This window comes from Caballeronia sp. LZ065 (assembly GCF_031450975.1).
In the GTDB taxonomy this organism is placed as follows: domain Bacteria; phylum Pseudomonadota; class Gammaproteobacteria; order Burkholderiales; family Burkholderiaceae; genus Caballeronia.
The window spans coordinates 3,019,452-3,034,129 of sequence record NZ_JARUXV010000001.1 but is presented as its reverse complement, the minus strand read 5'-3'; the positions used below and the strand labels follow the sequence as shown (position 1 = coordinate 3,034,129).

Genomic DNA, 14,678 nt, shown 5'->3' with positions numbered 1-14,678 from the left:
CTCCCGCTCCAGGGCATAACGGAAAATCAGGGCGGGTGCGCTACTCCAGGCGCCTCGCCCGTTTGTCTTAGGACGCGGTCGGCAATTGGCCGTCGCGTCGACCCGAAAAAGGATCCAAAGTGGCTCGCAAGACACCTATCGAGCGCTACCGCAATATCGGTATTAGCGCTCACATCGACGCCGGCAAAACGACGACGACCGAGCGCATCCTGTTTTACACGGGCGTGAACCACAAGATTGGTGAAGTTCACGACGGCGCTGCAACGATGGACTGGATGGAGCAGGAGCAGGGGCGCGGCATCACGATCACGTCGGCTGCCACCACCGCTTTCTGGAAGGGCATGGGCGGCAACTATCCCGAGCACCGCATCAACATCATCGACACCCCGGGGCACGTCGACTTCACGATCGAAGTGGAACGCTCGATGCGCGTCCTCGACGGCGCGTGCATGGTCTACTGCGCAGTGGGCGGCGTGCAGCCCCAGTCGGAAACCGTGTGGCGCCAGGCGAACAAGTACAAGGTTCCCCGTCTCGCGTTCGTCAACAAGATGGACCGTACCGGCGCGAACTTCTTCAAGGTCTACGAGCAGCTGAAGACCCGCCTGAAGGCGAATCCGGTTCCCGTCGTCGTGCCGATCGGCGCAGAAGACACGTTCACCGGCGTGGTCGACCTGATCAAGATGAAGGCGATCATTTGGGATGAAGCATCCCAGGGCACCAAGTTCGACTACGTCGACATCCCGGCTGAACTCGTCGACACGTGCAACGAGTGGCGCGAGAAGATGATCGAATCGGCGGCTGAAGCCACCGAAGAGCTGATGGAAAAGTATCTCGGCGGCGAAGAGCTGAGCGAAGCGGAAATCGTCAAGGCGATCCGCGACCGGACCATCGCGTGCGAAATCCAGCCGATGCTGTGCGGCACCGCGTTCAAGAACAAGGGCGTGCAGCGCATGCTGGACGCCGTGATCGACTTCCTGCCGTCGCCGGTTGACATTCCGCCGGTTACGGGCGAACTCGAAAGCGGCGAGAAGGCACAGCGCCGTGCAGCCGACGACGAGAAGTTCTCGGCGCTCGCGTTCAAGATCATGACGGACCCGTTCGTCGGCCAGCTGATCTTCTTCCGCGTGTATTCGGGCATCGTGAATTCGGGTGACACCGTGCTGAACGCGACCAAGGACAAGAAGGAACGTCTTGGCCGTATTCTGCAGATGCACGCGAACCAGCGCGAAGAAATCAAGGAAGTGCGCGCGGGCGACATCGCGGCGGCAGTCGGCCTGAAGGAAGCGACCACGGGCGACACGCTGTGCGATCCGCAGCACCCGATCGTGCTCGAACGCATGATTTTTCCGGAGCCGGTGATCTCGCAGGCCGTCGAGCCGAAGACGAAGCCCGACCAGGAAAAAATGGGTCTGGCGCTGAACCGTCTGGCACAGGAAGATCCGTCGTTCCGCGTTCAAACGGACGAGGAATCGGGCCAAACCATTATTTCGGGCATGGGCGAGCTCCACCTGGAAATTCTGGTCGACCGCATGCGTCGTGAATTCGGCGTGGAAGCGACCGTCGGCAAGCCGCAGGTGGCTTACCGCGAAACGATCCGCAGCAAGGCTGAAGACGTCGACGGCAAGTTCGTCAAGCAGTCGGGTGGTCGCGGCCAGTACGGTCACGCGGTCATCACGCTCGAGCCGAACGAGCAGGGTAAGGGCTACGAGTTCCTGGACGAGATCAAGGGCGGCGTGATTCCGCGCGAATACATCCCGGCCGTGGACAAGGGTATCCAGGAAACGCTGAAGTCGGGCGTGCTGGCTGGCTTCCCGGTGGTGGACGTGAAGGTTCACCTGACGTTCGGTTCGTACCACGACGTGGACTCGAACGAAAACGCGTTCCGCATGGCCGGCTCGATGGCCTTCAAGGAAGCAATGCGCAAGGCAAGCCCGGTCATCCTCGAACCGATGATGGCCGTTGAAGTCGAAACGCCGGAAGACTACATGGGCAACGTGATGGGCGACCTGTCGGGCCGTCGCGGTATTGTCCAGGGCATGGAAGACATGATTGGCGGCGGCAAGATCGTTCGCGCCGAAGTGCCGCTGTCGGAAATGTTCGGCTACTCGACGTCGCTGCGTTCGCTGACGCAAGGCCGCGCAACGTACACGATGGAGTTCAAGCACTACGCCGAAGCTCCGCGTAACGTGTCCGAAGCGATCATCAACGCCAAGGGTAAGTAATACCCGCAAGTCATTCGGCGCAAAGCCACAAGCTTCAACCGACAAACAATCTCTGAAAGAAGGTAATCATGGCAAAAGGTAAATTCGAGCGGACCAAGCCGCACGTGAACGTGGGCACGATCGGTCACGTTGACCATGGCAAGACCACGCTGACGGCAGCGATCACGACGGTGCTGACGAAGAAGTTCGGCGGCGAAGCGAAGGCATACGACCAGATCGACGCGGCACCGGAAGAAAAGGCGCGCGGCATCACGATCAACACCGCGCACGTCGAGTACGAAACGGCTAACCGCCACTACGCACACGTCGACTGCCCGGGCCACGCTGACTATGTGAAGAACATGATCACGGGCGCCGCGCAGATGGACGGCGCGATCCTGGTGTGCTCGGCCGCTGACGGCCCGATGCCGCAAACGCGTGAGCACATCCTGCTGGCGCGTCAGGTCGGTGTGCCGTACATCATCGTGTTCCTGAACAAGTGCGACATGGTCGACGACGCCGAGCTGCTCGAGCTGGTCGAAATGGAAGTGCGCGAGCTTCTGTCGAAGTACGACTTCCCGGGCGACGACACGCCGATCGTGAAGGGTTCGGCCAAGCTGGCGCTGGAAGGCGACACGGGCGAGCTGGGCGAAGTGGCGATCATGAGCCTGGCCGACGCGCTGGACACGTACATCCCGACGCCGGAACGCGCCATTGACGGTTCGTTCCTGATGCCGGTGGAAGACGTGTTCTCGATCTCGGGTCGCGGCACGGTGGTGACGGGTCGTATCGAGCGTGGCGTCGTGAAGGTCGGCGAAGAAATCGAAATCATCGGCATCAAGGCGACGGTGAAGACGACGTGCACGGGCGTGGAAATGTTCCGCAAGCTGCTCGACCAGGGTCAGGCAGGCGACAACGTCGGTATCTTGCTGCGCGGCACGAAGCGTGAAGACGTGGAGCGTGGCCAGGTTCTGGCCAAGCCGGGTTCGATCACGCCGCACACGCACTTCACGGCTGAAGTGTACGTGCTGAGCAAGGACGAAGGCGGCCGTCACACGCCGTTCTTCAACAACTACCGTCCGCAGTTCTACTTCCGTACGACGGACGTGACGGGCTCGATCGAGCTGCCGAAGGACAAGGAAATGGTGATGCCGGGCGACAACGTTTCGATCACGGTCAAGCTGATCGCCCCGATCGCCATGGAAGAAGGTCTGCGTTTCGCTATCCGTGAAGGCGGTCGTACCGTCGGCGCCGGTGTCGTGGCGAAGATTATCGAGTAATATATCGGGCTTGCTCGATTTGAACTCGTAGTAAAGCAGTAACAGACCGGGACCGGATACGCGTCCTCCACGTGTGTCCGGTTCCACGCTCTTTTGCCAATCGGCGGTGCAAGACCGCCTCGCTCTTTCCAAGGAATTGTCATGCAGAACCAAAAAATCCGCATTCGCTTGAAGGCTTTCGACTATCGCCTGATCGATCAATCGGCAGCCGAAATCGTCGATACGGCGAAGCGGACTGGCGCAATCGTCCGTGGCCCGGTGCCGCTGCCGACGCGCATTCAACGTTTTGACATCCTGCGTTCGCCGCACGTCAACAAGACGTCGCGCGACCAGCTCGAAATCCGTACGCACCAGCGCCTGATGGACATCGTCGATCCGACGGACAAGACCGTCGACGCACTGATGAAGCTCGACCTTCCCGCTGGCGTCGACGTCGAAATCAAGCTGCAGTAAGTCTTAAAAAGCTCCGGCGGCGCGTTGTCATCTGAAAAAGGCCGCCGAGACGGAGCTAAGTCTTTGAATTGCTTGCGGGAATCGAAATGCCTTGTTATACTCCAAGGCTTTTCGCGCCTATCCGCACGAAAAATGCGTTTGAAAAGCCGCTCCAGTCTTCCGTGACGCAGGCGGCACTTGTAAATCAGCCCCGACCAATCGCAGTTGGGAATGGAGAAAACGATGAGCCTTGGACTCGTAGGTCGCAAGGTTGGTATGACCCGTATCTTCACGCCTGAAGGGGACTCGATCCCCGTCACCGTGCTGGACGTGTCGGACAACCGCGTGACGCAGATCAAGACCGTTGAAACGGATGGTTATACCGCCGTTCAGGTTGCATTCGGTACTCGCCGCGCATCGCGCGTGACGAGGCCGTTGGCGGGTCACCTCGCCAAAGCCGGCGTTCAAGCCGGTGAAATCCTCAAGGAATTCCCCGTCGATGCAGCCAAGGCAGGTGAACTGTCGAATGGCGCTGTCATCGCAGCGGATATTTTTGAAGTGGGCCAGAAGGTTGATGTGCAAGGCACGTCGATCGGTAAGGGCTACGCCGGCACGATCAAGCGCTACAACTTCGCATCCGGCCGTGCATCGCACGGTAACTCGCGTTCGCACAACGTTCCGGGTTCGATCGGTATGGCGCAGGATCCGGGTCGTGTATTCCCGGGCAAGCGCATGACGGGTCACCTCGGTGACGACACCGTCACGGTTCAAAACCTCGAAATCGCCCGCATCGACGCCGAGCGCAGCCTGCTGCTCGTCCGCGGCGCTGTTCCGGGTGCGAAGGGCGGCAAGGTCTTCGTGACCCCGGCCGTCAAGACGCGCGCTGTGAAAGGAGCGAAATAATGGAACTTAAGCTCCTGAATGCCAATGGTCAGGAAGGCGCTGGCGTGAACGCATCGGACGTCGTGTTCGGTCGCGATTACAACGAAGCCCTGATTCACCAGGTCGTCGTCGCCTATCAGGCGAACGCACGCAGCGGCAACCGCGCGCAGAAGGACCGCGAGCAGGTCAAGCACACCACGAAGAAGCCGTGGCGTCAAAAGGGTACGGGGCGCGCTCGTGCCGGTATGTCGTCGAGCCCGTTGTGGCGCGGCGGTGGCCGTATCTTCCCGAACTCGCCGGAAGAAAACTTCTCGCACAAGGTCAACAAGAAGATGCATCGCGCAGGTCTGCGCTCGATCTTCTCGCAGTTGGCTCGCGAAGGCCGTATCTCGGTGGTTGAAGAGTTCACGCTCGAAGCGCCGAAGACGAAGCTGCTGGCCGAAAAATTCAAGGCCATGGGTCTCGATTCCGTGTTGGTCATTACCGATACGGTCGACGAGAACCTGTACCTCGCGTCGCGCAACCTGGCCCACGTGGCCGTTGTCGAGCCGCGTTACGCCGACCCGCTTTCGCTGATCTACTTCAAGAAGATCCTGATCACGAAGGCTGCGGTCGCTCAGATCGAGGAGTTGCTGTCATGAGCGAAGTTCGCAAAAACGATCATCGTTTGATGCAAGTTCTGCTCGCGCCGGTGATCTCCGAAAAGGCGACGCTGGTTGCCGACAAGAACGAACAAGTCGTGTTCGAAGTCGCACCGGACGCCACGAAGCAGGAAGTCAAGGCTGCTGTCGAGCTGCTGTTCAAGGTCGAAGTCAATTCCGTCAATGTGCTCGTCACGAAAGGCAAGGCAAAGCGCTTTGGCCGTTTCAACGGCAAGCGCAAGGACGTGAAGAAGGCGTACGTCTGCCTGAAGCCCGGCCAGGAAATCAACTTTGAAGCGGAGGCCAAGTAATCATGGCAATCGTGAAAGTTAAGCCGACCTCGCCGGGTCGCCGCGCGATGGTCAAGATCGTCAACAAGGATCTGCATAAGGGCAAGCCGCACGCAGCGCTGCTCGACTCGCAATCCAAGTCGGCGGGCCGTAACAACAACGGCCGTATCACCACGCGTCACCAGGGCGGTGGTCACAAGCAGCAATACCGTATCGTCGATTTCCGTCGCAACAAGGACGGCATCGCGGCAAAGGTCGAGCGTCTCGAGTACGACCCGAACCGTAGCGCAAACATTGCGCTGGTTCTGTACGCAGACGGCGAGCGTCGCTACATCATCGCGCCGAAGGGCGTGGCGGTCGGCACGCAGCTGATGTCCGGTTCGGAAGCGCCGATCCGCGCGGGTAACACCCTGCCGATCCGCAACATCCCGGTCGGTACGACGATTCACTGCATCGAAATGCTGCCGGGCAAGGGCGCGCAGATGGCGCGTTCGGCTGGTACGTCGGCCATGCTGCTGGCTCGTGAAGGCGTGTACGCACAAGTGCGTCTGCGCTCGGGCGAAATCCGCCGCGTGCACGTCGAGTGCCGCGCGACGATCGGTGAAGTGGGCAACGAAGAGCACAGCCTCCGTCAAATCGGCAAGGCAGGCGCGAACCGCTGGCGCGGTATCCGTCCGACGGTGCGCGGCGTTGCAATGAACCCGGTCGATCACCCGCACGGCGGTGGTGAAGGCAAGACGGCTGCAGGTCGCGATCCGGTGAGCCCGTGGGGTACGCCGACGAAGGGCTATCGCACCCGTAGCAACAAGCGCACGACGACGATGATCGTCCAGCGCCGTCACAAGCGTTAAGGAGTAGGCAATGACACGTTCTGCTAAAAAAGGTCCGTTCTGCGACGCTCATTTGCTGAAGAAGGTTGAGTCGGCTGCATCGACGCGTGACAAGAAGCCGATCAAGACCTGGTCGCGTCGTTCGACGATTCTGCCGGACTTCATCGGTCTGACGATCGCTGTTCACAACGGCCGTCAACACGTTCCGGTGTATGTCACGGAAAACATGGTCGGCCACAAGCTTGGCGAGTTCGCACTGACCCGTACGTTCAAGGGTCACGCAGCCGACAAGAAGGCCAAGAAATAAGGGGCTATCAAGATGGAAGTGAAGGCAATTCATCGCGGTGCCCGCATCTCGGCGCAGAAAACGCGCCTTGTGGCTGACCAGATCCGTGGTCTGCCGGTCGACAAGGCGCTGAACGTTCTGACGTTCTCGCCGAAGAAGGCGGCGGGTATCGTCAAGAAGGTCGTGCTGTCTGCGATCGCGAATGCGGAACACAACGAAGGCGCTGATATCGACGAGCTCAAGATCACGAGCATCTTCGTCGACAAGGCTGCTTCGCTAAAGCGTTTCACCGCACGCGCTAAGGGTCGCGGTAATCGCATCGAGAAGCAATCCTGTCACATCACTGTGACGGTCGGGAATTAAGGAGCCATACGATGGGACAGAAAATTCATCCGACTGGCTTCCGTTTGGCCGTCAGCCGCAATTGGGCTTCGCGCTGGTACGCGAATAACAACAATTTCGCGGCGATGTTGCAGGAAGACATCGGTGTTCGTGAATATCTGAAGAAGAAGCTGAAGAACGCTTCGGTCGGCCGCGTCGTCATCGAGCGTCCGGCGAAGAATGCGCGCATCACGATTTACAGCTCGCGTCCGGGCGTCGTCATCGGTAAGAAGGGTGAAGACATCGAACTGCTGAAGTCCGAGCTGCAAAAGCGCATGGGCGTTCCGGTTCACGTCAACATCGAAGAAATCCGCAAGCCGGAGACGGATGCTCAGCTCATCGCTGATTCGATCACGCAACAGCTCGAGCGCCGGATCATGTTCCGCCGCGCGATGAAGCGCGCGATGCAGAACGCGATGCGTCTCGGTGCCCAGGGCATCAAGATCATGAGCGCGGGTCGTCTGAACGGTATCGAAATCGCTCGTACCGAGTGGTATCGCGAAGGTCGCGTGCCCCTCCATACGCTGCGTGCGGATATCGACTACGCAACGTCGGAAGCGAAGACGACGTACGGCATCATCGGCGTGAAGGTGTGGGTCTACAAGGGCGACACCTTGGGCCGCAACGAAGCGCCGGTCGTGGAAGAAGCGGCGGAAGAAAAGCGTCCGCGCCGCAACGCACGTCCGGGTGGCGACCGCCGTCCGCGCCGTGACGGTGAAGGCGCTCCGGCTGGCGCGCGTCGCGGTGCACCCCGTCGCGCTGGCGGTGACGCGAAGACTGGAGAATAACGATGCTGCAACCGAAACGCAGAAAGTATCGCAAAGAGCAGAAGGGTCGTAACACCGGCAAGGCGACGCGCGGCAACGCAGTGTCGTTTGGTGAATTCGGTCTGAAGGCTATCGGTCGCGGCCGTTTGACCGCCCGTCAGATCGAAGCTGCGCGTCGTGCGATGACGCGTCACATCAAGCGTGGTGGCCGGATCTGGATCCGTATTTTCCCGGACAAGCCGATTTCGCAAAAGCCGGCCGAAGTGCGTATGGGTAACGGTAAGGGTAACCCGGAGTACTACGTCGCTGAAATTCAACCGGGCAAGATGCTGTACGAAATGGACGGTGTCACCGAAGAACTGGCGCGCGAAGCGTTCCGTCTGGCTGCAGCCAAGCTGCCGCTCAAGACGTACTTCGTCGTGCGTCAGCTCGGCGCCTAAGGAGTAAATGATGAAGGCATCTGAACTTCACCAGAAAGACCAGGCCGCGCTCAACAAAGAGCTGTCGGACCTGCTGAAGGCGCAATTCGGCCTGCGCATGCAACTCGCGACCCAGCAGCTCACCAACACGAGCCAGCTGAAGAAGGTCCGTCGCGACATCGCGCGTGTGCGCACCGTCATGACTGAGAAGGCGAACCAGAAATGAACGACAGCGTAAAAACCTCGCTCAAGCGGACTCTGGTCGGCAAGGTCGTCAGCAACAAGATGGACAAGACGGTTACCGTGCTGGTCGAGCACCGCGTGAAGCATCCGATCTACGGCAAGTACGTCGTGCGCTCCAAGAAATACCACGCGCATGATGACGCGAACACGTACAACGAAGGCGATCTCGTCGAAATCCAGGAAACTCGTCCGATTTCGAAGACGAAGGCCTGGGTTGTGTCGAAGCTGGTTGAAGCCGCTCGCGTGATCTGAAGCCGATTCTCGGCGATGCTGTAATTAGTTGTATCGCAGTAAGTTTCGCTTGCAAGACCGAGATTGTTTGTTATAATCTCGGTCTTCCCTCTTTGTGGGAGCCCCGTCGCGGGCGAAATTGGTGGGGGAAGCCGGCTTGGGCGCCAGCCTGAGTCGACAGATTCACCGGATTGCGATGGCGGGTTTCGTCTGCCGTTGCTGCCTGTTCTAACCCAAGCAGCCATTTGGCTGACGGGACCAAGACTGACCGGCTGCGCCATGGTGGTGCAATCGGATTAAGTTGGGAAAGATAAACCATGATCCAGACCGAAACTCGGCTTGAAGTGGCCGACAACACGGGTGCGCGTGAAGTCATGTGCATCAAGGTGCTCGGCGGCTCGAAGCGTCGTTACGCAAGCATTGGCGACATCATCAAGGTGACCGTCAAGGAAGCGACGCCGCGCGGACGCGTGAAAAAGGGCGAAATCTATAACGCCGTGGTCGTTCGTACGGCCAAGGGCGTGCGTCGCCAGGATGGCTCGCTCATCAAGTTCGACGGCAATGCCGCCGTTCTGCTGAACACGAAGCTCGAGCCGATCGGAACGCGTATTTTCGGGCCGGTTACGCGTGAACTGCGTAGCGAACGATTCATGAAGATCGTTTCGCTCGCGCCGGAAGTGCTGTAAGGAGTCGCGATGAACAAGATTCGCAAGGGTGACGAAGTCATCGTCACAGCTGGCAAAGACAAGGGCAAGCGCGGTACCGTGCTGGTCGTTGCGGAAGACCGTGTCACCGTCGAGGGCATCAATCTCGTCAAGAAGCACGTGAAGCCGAACCCGATGAAGGGAACGACGGGCGGCGTGGAAGCCAAGTCGATGCCGCTGCATATTTCGAACGTCGCTCTAATCGACGCGAATGGCAAGGCGTCACGCGTAGGCATCAAGGTCGAAGACGGCAAGAAGGTTCGCTTCTTGAAGTCGACGGGCGCCACGCTCAACGCCTGACGCGGAGTTAAAAAATGGCTCGTCTGCAAGAGATTTACAAAGAAAAGGTTGTGCCGCAACTGGTGGAAAAGTTCGGCTACAAGTCCATCATGGAAGTGCCGCGCATCACCAAGATCACCCTGAACATGGGCCTTGGCGAAGCCGTCGCTGACAAGAAGATCATCGAAAACGCCGTGGGCGACCTGACGAAGATTGCCGGCCAGAAGCCGGTCATCACGAAGGCGCGCAAGGCAATCGCAGGCTTCAAGATTCGTCAGGGCTACCCGATCGGCGCGATGGTCACGCTGCGCGGCCAAGCGATGTACGAATTCCTCGACCGTTTCGTGACCGTTGCGCTGCCCCGTGTGCGCGACTTCCGTGGCGTGTCGGGCCGTGCATTCGACGGTCGTGGCAACTACAACATCGGTGTGAAAGAGCAGATCATTTTCCCCGAAATCGACTACGACAAGATCGACGCGCTGCGTGGGCTGAACATCAGCATCACGACTACCGCGAAGACTGACGATGAAGCAAAGGCGCTGCTCGCCGGCTTCAAGTTCCCGTTCAGAAACTGAGGTTACCGTGGCTAAACTGGCACTGATCGAACGTGAAAAGAAGCGCGCGCGCCTGGCAGCCAAGTACGCTCCGAAGCGTGCTGAGCTGAAGGCTGTGATCGACGACGCAAGCAAGTCGGACGAAGAGCGTTACTTTGCACGTCTGGCGCTGCAACAACTGCCGCGTAATTCGAACCCCACTCGCAAGCGTAACCGCTGCGCGATCACGGGTCGTCCGCGTGGCACGTTCCGTAAGTTCGGACTCGCACGCGGCAAGATTCGTGAAATCGCTTTCCGCGGCGAAATCCCTGGCCTGACCAAGGCGAGCTGGTAATAGGAGAAACATAAATGAGCATGAGTGATCCTATCGCCGATATGCTGACTCGCATCCGCAATGCGCAGATGGTTGAGAAGGTTTCGGTGACTATGCCCTCGTCGAAAGTCAAGGTTGCGATTGCGCAGGTTTTGAAGGACGAAGGTTATATCGACGATTTCGCGGTGAAGGCTGAAGGCGCGAAAATCGAATTGAATATCGCGTTGAAGTACTACGCTGGTCGCCCGGTCATCGAACGCCTCGAGCGCGTTTCGAAGCCTGGCCTGCGCGTGTACCGCGGTCGCAACGACATTCCGCAGGTCATGAACGGCCTCGGTGTTGCAATCGTGTCGACGCCGAAGGGTGTGATGACCGACCGCAAGGCGCGCCAGACCGGCGTCGGCGGCGAAGTCATCTGCTACGTCGCTTAACGCCTAAGGAGAAGAAACATGTCTCGAGTAGGTAAGAGCCCGATCGTGCTGCCGCAAGGCACCGAAGTGGCCGTCAAGGGCGACGTCATCACCGTTAAGGGCCCGCTCGGTACCGTTTCGCAGCCGGCCAACAAGCTGGTGAGCCTGACGAACGAGAACGGCACGCTGCAACTCGCTCCGACGAACGAGAGCCGCGAAGCAAACGCGATGTCCGGCACGATGCGCGCCCTGGTGGCGAACATGGTGCAGGGCGTCACCAAGGGTTTCGAGCGCAAGCTGACGCTGGTTGGCGTCGGTTATCGTGCGCAAGCGCAAGGCGACAAGCTGAACCTGTCGCTGGGTTTCTCGCACCCCGTGGTGCACCAGATGCCGGAAGGCGTCAAGGCCGAGACCCCGTCGCAGACCGAAATCGTGATCAAGGGGATCGACAAGCAGAAAGTCGGACAGACCGCGGCGGAAGTGCGCGGATATCGTCCGCCGGAGCCTTACAAAGGCAAGGGCGTGCGCTATTCCGACGAGGTCGTGATCCTCAAAGAAACGAAGAAGAAGTAAGGGTGCGCAATCATGGATAAGACTCAATCTCGCCTGCGCCGCGCTCGTCAGACGCGTGTCAAGATCGCTGAGCTGCAGGTTCCGCGTCTGGCCGTGCATCGCACGAACACGCATATCTACGCGCAAGTGTTCTCGGCATGCGGCACGAAGGTCGTGGCAAGCGCCTCGACGCTGGAAGCTGAAGTGCGTGCCGAACTGGCCGACAAGTCGGGCAAGGGCGGCAACGTCAACGCCGCGACCTTGATCGGCAAGCGTATCGCCGAAAAGGCCAAGGCAGCCGGCATCGAATCCGTCGCCTTTGACCGCTCGGGTTTCCGCTACCACGGCCGCGTGAAGGCGCTGGCTGATGCGGCGCGTGAAGCCGGGCTCAAGTTCTAAGGGAAGAATTCGTCATGGCAAAGATGCAAGCGAAAGTTCAGGCTGACGAACGCGACGACGGCCTGCGCGAAAAAATGATTTCGGTCAACCGCGTGACCAAGGTCGTGAAGGGTGGCCGGATTCTCGGCTTCGCCGCACTGACCGTGGTTGGCGACGGTGATGGCCGCGTCGGCATGGGCAAGGGCAAGGCAAAGGAAGTTCCGGTTGCCGTTCAGAAGGCAATGGAACAAGCCCGCCGAAACATGTTCAAGGTGCCCCTGAAGAACGGCACGCTGCAACACGAAGTGCACGGCAAGCACGGCGCCTCGGCAGTCCTCCTCGCTCCGGCGAAGGACGGTACTGGCGTGATCGCTGGTGGCCCGATGCGCGCAGTGTTCGACGTGATGGGCGTGCAAAACGTCGTGGCCAAGAGCCACGGTTCGACGAACCCGTACAACCTCGTTCGTGCAACGCTGGACGGTCTGCGCAAGCAGTCCACGCCGGCTGACATTGCGGCGAAGCGCGGTAAGTCCGTCGAAGACATTCTGGGCTAAGGTGGTCACCATGTCTGATAAAACTGTCAAGGTTCAGCTCGTGAAGAGCCTGATCGGGACCCGCGAAACGCACCGCGCTACGGTGCGTGGCCTCGGCCTGCGTCGCCTGAACTCGGTTTCCGAGTTGCAGGACACGCCGGCAGTGCGCGGGATGATCAACAAGGTCTCGTACCTCGTTAAGGTCATCGCCTGAGCGCGACCTACGGATCCAAGGAGTTGAACATGGAATTGAATAACCTGAAGCCGGCAGCAGGCGCGAAGAACGCAAAGCGTCGCGTCGGTCGCGGCATCGGTTCGGGCCTGGGCAAGACGGCAGGTCGCGGCCACAAGGGTCAGAAATCGCGTTCGGGCGGCTTTCACAAGGTCGGCTTCGAAGGCGGTCAGATGCCTCTGCAACGCCGTTTGCCGAAGCGTGGCTTCACCTCGCTGACGAAGGAATTCGTCGGTGAAGTGCGCCTCACCGATCTCGAAAAGCTGCCGGTCGACGAAATCGATCTTCTGGCGCTGAAGCAAGCAGGTCTGCTCGGCGAGCTCATCAAGAGCGCGAAGATCATCAAGACCGGCGAGATCACCCGCAAGGTTACGGTGAAGGGCCTGATGGCAACGAAGGGCGCTCGCGCTGCAATCGAAGCCGCTGGCGGCTCGTTCGCCGAGTAACGCGCTTTCGCCTTTACTGGCACTAGCATCGGAGAAGGTTCTTGGCTAACAGCCCGAGTCTCGCAAAAACCGGTCGAAGCGCGGCGAAATTTGGCGATTTGCGCCGGCGGGCAGTGTTCCTGCTGCTGGCGTTGATCGTCTACCGCATTGGTGCGCATATTCCGGTTCCTGGCATCGATCCGGACCAACTGGCGAAGTTGTTCCAAAGCCAGTCAGGCGGCATCCTCGGCATGTTCAACATGTTCTCGGGTGGCGCGCTGTCACGGTTCACGATCTTTGCGTTGGGCATCATGCCCTACATCTCGTCGTCGATCATCATGCAGTTGCTGTCGATCGTTTCGCCGCAGATGGAGGCGCTGAAGAAGGAAGGGCAGGCGGGGCAACGGAAGATTACGCAGTACACGCGGATCTTCACCGTGGTGCTCGCGACCTTCCAGGCGTTCGGTATCGCGGTTGCGCTGGAAAATCAGCCGGGCCTGGTACTCGACCCGGGCATGGTGTTTAGGCTGACGACGGTCGTCACGCTGGTGACGGGCACGATGTTCCTGATGTGGCTCGGTGAGCAGATCACGGAACGCGGTCTTGGCAACGGTATTTCGATCATCATCTTCGGCGGTATTGCGGCGGGTTTCCCGAACGCAATCGGTGGCTTGTTCGAGCTGGTTCGCACCGGTTCGATGAGCATCATCTCGGCGATCATCATCGTCGTGCTGATCGCGGCGGTCACGTATCTGGTCGTGTTCATCGAACGCGGTCAGCGCAAGATCCTCGTGAACTATGCGAAGCGCCAGGTCGGTAACAAGATTTACGGCGGACAGTCGTCCCATCTGCCGCTGAAATTGAACATGTCGGGTGTGATTCCGCCGATCTTTGCGTCGTCGATCATCCTCTTCCCGGCAACCATCCTGAACTGGTTCAGTTCGGGTTCGCGCACCGGCTGGTTCGCGAACACGTTGCACAACGTGGCCGAGGCCCTGAAGCCTGGTCAACCTGTGTATGTGCTGCTGTATGCGTTGGCGATCGTCTTCTTCTGCTTCTTCTACACCGCTCTGGTGTTCAACAGCCGGGAGACCGCTGACAACTTGAAGAAAAGCGGTGCATTCGTTCCGGGTATCCGTCCGGGCGATCAGACTGCACGATATATCGACCGCATCCTCACGCGTCTGACGCTGGCGGGCGCGATCTACATCGTATTCGTGTGCCTGCTGCCTGAGTTTCTGGTGTTGCGCTGGAACGTGCCGTTTTATTTTGGTGGAACGTCGCTGCTGATCATTGTCGTCGTCACGATGGACTTCATGGCTCAGGTGCAGTCGTACGTTATGTCGCAACAATATGAATCGCTGCTCAAGAAGGCGAACTTCAAGGGTGGCAACGTCCCGATGCGTTGATTTGGA

24 protein-coding genes are annotated in these 14,678 nt (G+C 59.4%); all 24 read left to right on the top strand.

Annotated elements, in window-relative coordinates:
• The first annotated feature begins 119 nt into the window (after positions 1-119).
• The 24 genes from fusA to secY all read left to right on the top strand — a co-directional run bounded on the left by fusA (position 120) and on the right by secY (position 14,672).
• Positions 120-2,222, top strand: a complete 2,103-nt coding sequence (fusA, locus tag QCE63_RS14060; RefSeq protein ID WP_309833610.1) for an elongation factor G — start codon at positions 120-122, stop codon at positions 2,220-2,222.
• A 68-nt stretch (positions 2,223-2,290) separates the two neighbouring features.
• Positions 2,291-3,481: an elongation factor Tu gene (gene tuf, locus QCE63_RS14055; RefSeq protein WP_309833608.1), complete on the top strand. Its 1,191-nt coding sequence runs from the start codon at positions 2,291-2,293 to the stop codon at positions 3,479-3,481.
• A 141-nt stretch (positions 3,482-3,622) separates the two neighbouring features.
• On the top strand, positions 3,623-3,934 hold the full coding sequence (gene rpsJ, locus QCE63_RS14050; RefSeq protein ID WP_006998489.1) for a 30S ribosomal protein S10: 312 nt from the start codon (positions 3,623-3,625) through the stop codon (positions 3,932-3,934).
• Between the two features lie 222 nt (positions 3,935-4,156).
• Entirely contained in the window at positions 4,157-4,816 is a 660-nt protein-coding gene (rplC, locus tag QCE63_RS14045; RefSeq protein ID WP_309833607.1) for a 50S ribosomal protein L3, read from the top strand.
• On the top strand, positions 4,816-5,436 hold the full coding sequence (gene rplD, locus QCE63_RS14040) for a 50S ribosomal protein L4 (protein WP_309833606.1): 621 nt from the start codon (positions 4,816-4,818) through the stop codon (positions 5,434-5,436). Before rplC ends, rplD begins: the two co-directional genes overlap by 1 nt.
• Positions 5,433-5,747, top strand: a complete 315-nt coding sequence (rplW, locus tag QCE63_RS14035; protein WP_035967599.1) for a 50S ribosomal protein L23 — start codon at positions 5,433-5,435, stop codon at positions 5,745-5,747. Before rplD ends, rplW begins: the two co-directional genes overlap by 4 nt.
• A gap of 2 nt (positions 5,748-5,749) precedes the next feature.
• Positions 5,750-6,577 (top strand): 50S ribosomal protein L2, encoded by an 828-nt coding sequence (gene rplB, locus QCE63_RS14030; protein ID WP_309833604.1) that lies wholly within the window; start codon positions 5,750-5,752, stop codon positions 6,575-6,577.
• 10 nt (positions 6,578-6,587) lie between these two features.
• Positions 6,588-6,863, top strand: a complete 276-nt coding sequence (gene rpsS / locus QCE63_RS14025; RefSeq protein ID WP_035967602.1) for a 30S ribosomal protein S19 — start codon at positions 6,588-6,590, stop codon at positions 6,861-6,863.
• A 12-nt stretch (positions 6,864-6,875) separates the two neighbouring features.
• The gene (rplV, locus tag QCE63_RS14020; RefSeq protein ID WP_309833602.1) at positions 6,876-7,205 is read left to right on the top strand and encodes a 50S ribosomal protein L22; all 330 of its coding nucleotides are present in this window, start codon (positions 6,876-6,878) and stop codon (positions 7,203-7,205) included.
• 11 nt (positions 7,206-7,216) lie between these two features.
• Complete coding sequence (rpsC, locus tag QCE63_RS14015; RefSeq protein WP_309833599.1) at positions 7,217-8,011, top strand: 30S ribosomal protein S3; 795 nt, start codon at positions 7,217-7,219, stop codon at positions 8,009-8,011.
• A 2-nt stretch (positions 8,012-8,013) separates the two neighbouring features.
• Positions 8,014-8,430 carry a 50S ribosomal protein L16 gene (gene rplP, locus QCE63_RS14010; RefSeq protein WP_309810379.1) on the top strand — a complete coding sequence of 139 codons (417 nt, stop codon included), beginning with the start codon at positions 8,014-8,016 and terminating at the stop codon, positions 8,428-8,430.
• A 10-nt stretch (positions 8,431-8,440) separates the two neighbouring features.
• Positions 8,441-8,635 carry a 50S ribosomal protein L29 gene (rpmC, locus tag QCE63_RS14005; protein ID WP_309811713.1) on the top strand — a complete coding sequence of 65 codons (195 nt, stop codon included), beginning with the start codon at positions 8,441-8,443 and terminating at the stop codon, positions 8,633-8,635.
• On the top strand, positions 8,632-8,904 hold the full coding sequence (gene rpsQ / locus QCE63_RS14000) for a 30S ribosomal protein S17 (protein WP_008343854.1): 273 nt from the start codon (positions 8,632-8,634) through the stop codon (positions 8,902-8,904). The genes rpmC and rpsQ overlap by 4 nt, the downstream gene beginning before the upstream one ends.
• Before the next feature lie 296 nt (positions 8,905-9,200).
• Complete coding sequence (gene rplN, locus QCE63_RS13995; RefSeq protein WP_006998478.1) at positions 9,201-9,569, top strand: 50S ribosomal protein L14; 369 nt, start codon at positions 9,201-9,203, stop codon at positions 9,567-9,569.
• Between the two features lie 9 nt (positions 9,570-9,578).
• Positions 9,579-9,887 carry a 50S ribosomal protein L24 gene (gene rplX / locus QCE63_RS13990; protein ID WP_309810373.1) on the top strand — a complete coding sequence of 103 codons (309 nt, stop codon included), beginning with the start codon at positions 9,579-9,581 and terminating at the stop codon, positions 9,885-9,887.
• Positions 9,888-9,901: 14 nt separating this feature from the next.
• Entirely contained in the window at positions 9,902-10,441 is a 540-nt protein-coding gene (gene rplE, locus QCE63_RS13985) for a 50S ribosomal protein L5 (protein ID WP_087049859.1), read from the top strand.
• Between the two features lie 7 nt (positions 10,442-10,448).
• The gene (gene rpsN, locus QCE63_RS13980; RefSeq protein ID WP_016346471.1) at positions 10,449-10,754 is read left to right on the top strand and encodes a 30S ribosomal protein S14; all 306 of its coding nucleotides are present in this window, start codon (positions 10,449-10,451) and stop codon (positions 10,752-10,754) included.
• Positions 10,755-10,768: 14 nt separating this feature from the next.
• The gene (gene rpsH, locus QCE63_RS13975; protein WP_309833597.1) at positions 10,769-11,164 is read left to right on the top strand and encodes a 30S ribosomal protein S8; all 396 of its coding nucleotides are present in this window, start codon (positions 10,769-10,771) and stop codon (positions 11,162-11,164) included.
• A gap of 18 nt (positions 11,165-11,182) precedes the next feature.
• Positions 11,183-11,716 carry a 50S ribosomal protein L6 gene (rplF, locus tag QCE63_RS13970; protein ID WP_309833596.1) on the top strand — a complete coding sequence of 178 codons (534 nt, stop codon included), beginning with the start codon at positions 11,183-11,185 and terminating at the stop codon, positions 11,714-11,716.
• A 12-nt stretch (positions 11,717-11,728) separates the two neighbouring features.
• Complete coding sequence (rplR, locus tag QCE63_RS13965) at positions 11,729-12,094, top strand: 50S ribosomal protein L18 (RefSeq protein ID WP_061179115.1); 366 nt, start codon at positions 11,729-11,731, stop codon at positions 12,092-12,094.
• A 14-nt stretch (positions 12,095-12,108) separates the two neighbouring features.
• Positions 12,109-12,627 carry a 30S ribosomal protein S5 gene (rpsE, locus tag QCE63_RS13960; protein WP_061170928.1) on the top strand — a complete coding sequence of 173 codons (519 nt, stop codon included), beginning with the start codon at positions 12,109-12,111 and terminating at the stop codon, positions 12,625-12,627.
• A gap of 10 nt (positions 12,628-12,637) precedes the next feature.
• Positions 12,638-12,820, top strand: a complete 183-nt coding sequence (gene rpmD / locus QCE63_RS13955; RefSeq protein WP_187609328.1) for a 50S ribosomal protein L30 — start codon at positions 12,638-12,640, stop codon at positions 12,818-12,820.
• Positions 12,821-12,849: 29 nt separating this feature from the next.
• A complete protein-coding gene (gene rplO, locus QCE63_RS13950) occupies positions 12,850-13,284 on the top strand; it encodes a 50S ribosomal protein L15 (RefSeq protein WP_309833592.1) in 435 nt (144 codons plus the stop codon).
• A 41-nt stretch (positions 13,285-13,325) separates the two neighbouring features.
• Complete coding sequence (secY, locus tag QCE63_RS13945; protein WP_309833590.1) at positions 13,326-14,672, top strand: preprotein translocase subunit SecY; 1,347 nt, start codon at positions 13,326-13,328, stop codon at positions 14,670-14,672.
• Positions 14,673-14,678 lie beyond the last annotated feature (6 nt).